Annotated in this window: 2 protein-coding genes and 1 pseudogene; all 3 read left to right on the top strand. The window is 55.9% G+C overall.

Annotation, left to right across the window (positions count from 1 at the left end):
• A pseudogene (locus H5U08_RS15320) lies at window positions 1-901 on the top strand (cytochrome B6); the annotation flags it as partial.
• A 688-nt stretch (window positions 902-1,589) separates the two neighbouring features.
• A complete protein-coding gene (locus tag H5U08_RS15315) occupies window positions 1,590-1,991 on the top strand; it encodes a CD225/dispanin family protein (RefSeq protein WP_095416720.1) in 402 nt (133 codons plus the stop codon).
• Window positions 1,981-2,382: a DUF2752 domain-containing protein gene (locus H5U08_RS15310; protein WP_095413755.1), complete on the top strand. Its 402-nt coding sequence runs from the start codon at window positions 1,981-1,983 to the stop codon at window positions 2,380-2,382. The genes H5U08_RS15315 and H5U08_RS15310 overlap by 11 nt, the downstream gene beginning before the upstream one ends.
• Window positions 2,383-2,629 lie beyond the last annotated feature (247 nt).

Raw genomic sequence — 2,629 nt, 5'->3', positions numbered from 1 at the left:
CTTCCTGCCCGAGTATCCGCCGGCGATTTATTTGACAACGCGTCCCGATCTCGGAGACGTGTCTCAGGGCAAAGTGGTGACACTTCAGAACTACTTTGAGCTGTTCAACGGCATTCTCAATCCTAAACAGCTCGAAGGGTTGCGACTGCTCCTGACCCCCTTCCCGCAACAGCAGTTCAATGCGACCGACGACCGCAGGAGTCTCAAACCGAGCATGGGTGTCACATGTTTCGATTGCCATGTCAACGGGCACACGAATGGCGCCACGCATCTTGTCGGCGATATTCGCCCGCAGGAATTTCGGCACCGTCTGGACACGCCGTCTTTGCGGGGTGTGAACATTCAGCGGTTGTTTGGCTCGCAGCGGGCCCTTAAAACCGTGGAAGATTTCACGGAATTCGAACAGCGTGCCGCCTACTTCGATGGTGATCCAGTGATTGCCACCAAGAAAGGTGTCAACGTTCTGGAACGCGGAAGCCAGGTCCACTTCATGGCGGAATTCATGGCCATCCTGGACTTTCCGCCAGCGCCCAAGCTCAATGTCTTCGGGTTACTTGATCCGGAAAAAGCCACGCCTTTGGAACTGCGAGGACAGGAAGTATTCTTCGGCAAGGGACGCTGCGCCACCTGTCACCTGCCGCCCTACTACACGGACAACCTCATGCACAATTTCCGTACCGAGCGATTCTTTGAGCCGCATATGGTCAATGGCCACATGATGACCGGAGACGGACCGATCAAGACATTCCCGCTGCGAGGTCTGAAGGACTCGCCGCCGTATCTGCACGACGGTCGTCTCCTGACCATCGAGGATACGGTCGAATTCCACAATCTCGTGCTGGGCACAAAACTGACCAAGGAGGAGAAAGAGGCCTTGACGGCCTTCCTGCGTTGCCTGTGATCCGGTCAGTCGGCCATTTCGACACGCGCACCCGGGCACCCGGCGAAAGGGTGCGGATTGTCCAAATGTTATTGATAGAAGACACCCGACGAGCACGTCCCTCCGAGATATGGAGTGCGGGGCTTTAGCCCCGCTTTCGGCGCGGGACTTCAGTCCCCGCCGAAAGGCCATGGATGATCCAACGTTGAAAGACGGACGTGACAAGCACGTCCCTCCGGAAAAGGTCTTTTCGGAAAGAATGGACGTCACAAGCAGGTCCCTCCGATTTTGTTGGGCCATTCATGAATGGCCCGTCTAAGACACTGCGCTCGTGGTAGGTCACGGGTTTTTCCAAACGCGCGGAGGGGTCGGAAAGGCAACCGGTTGACAGTCGCCGTACTCTGTGTAAACTTGCCCATAGTTTCCGCCGTGCATCTTTTCCGATGCAAATCAGTTTGACCATTGCACGGTATGAGGGGAATAAAATATTGAGTTTGCGACGGGGAATGAAACGTATCGATGAAGGGGCCATTCTGATATTGCCTCTTCTATTGACGAATGCAAGATAGCGTGCGGCCCGAGGGGCTTTTTGAGGGAAATTCGTTGATAAACATGGGCTGAAAGTTGCTGGACTATCCAGTGACGTTGTTTTTGCAACGGGAGCGTCTGCTTGAGTGCTAAAAGTTGATAAGCGCGATAGGAGATACCGATGTACTGTTCGAAATGTGGTGCCCTCAACGCCGATAATGCTGTTGTGTGCACGCAGTGCGGCCAGCTCCTGCAAAATTATTCAGCGCAGCAGCGGGTACCCCCTTATCCGCCGCCTTATGCCCAGGCCTATCCACCGCCCACCTACCAACATGTTCCCAATTATCTTCCGTGGGCCATCCTGGTGACCCTCTTGTGCTGTCTGCCATTTGGTATTGTGGCGATCGTCTATTCGGTGCAGGCAAACAGCGCGGCCAAGAGTGGCAATTATGCCCAGGCCATGGAAAATGTTAAAAAGGCCAGCTTCTGGACGTGGCTTTCGTTCGGAATCGGGCTTGCAGCAACGCTGGCTTATTTGTTTCTCGTCGTCCTTGCTCAGATGGCTCAGGGCCATGGGGGTTGAGCACCACGGCGGTCCGTTCTCATTTCTGCCATTGCCCGCGCGTGTTGCCGTCGGGTTTTCCGTTGCTGGGGCAGGAGTATTTCTCCTTTACCACTTCGACCCGGCGAAGAGTGGGCTCTTTCCACCGTGTCCTTTTCACTATCTCACCGGCATGTACTGTCCGGGATGCGGTTCGCTAAGAGCCACGCATGCCCTGCTCCATGCGCAGTTTCTTCGCGCTGTGGATCTCAACCCACTCATGGTACTTATGTTGCCCGTCGTGGTCCTTTTGTTCCTGCGGCCGAACTGGTTCAAACAACCGTGGCGGGGCTGGGGATTGCTGGGGCTCATCACAGCCTATTGGGTTCTGCGTAATATTCCAGTGTTTCCCTTTTCCCTGCTTGCGCCATGAGCCACGGCGACACGCACCCGGGCACCCGGCGAAAGGGTGCGGATTGTCCAAATGTTATTGATAGAAGACGCCCGACGAGCGGGGCCCTGCGAGATATGGAGTGCGGGGCTTTAGCCCCGCTTTCGGCGCGGGACTTTAGTCCCCGCCGAAAGGCCACGGATGATCCAACGTTGAAAGACGGACGTGACGAGCACGTCCCTCCGGAAAAGGTCTTTTCGGGAAGAACGGACCCGACGAGCGGGTCCCC

The sequence above is a fragment of the Thermogutta sp. genome, assembly GCF_014359955.1.
Lineage (GTDB): Bacteria > Planctomycetota > Planctomycetia > Pirellulales > Thermoguttaceae > Thermogutta.
Note: the sequence above shows the minus strand (reverse complement) of the source record. Positions and strands in the feature narration are given on the sequence as shown.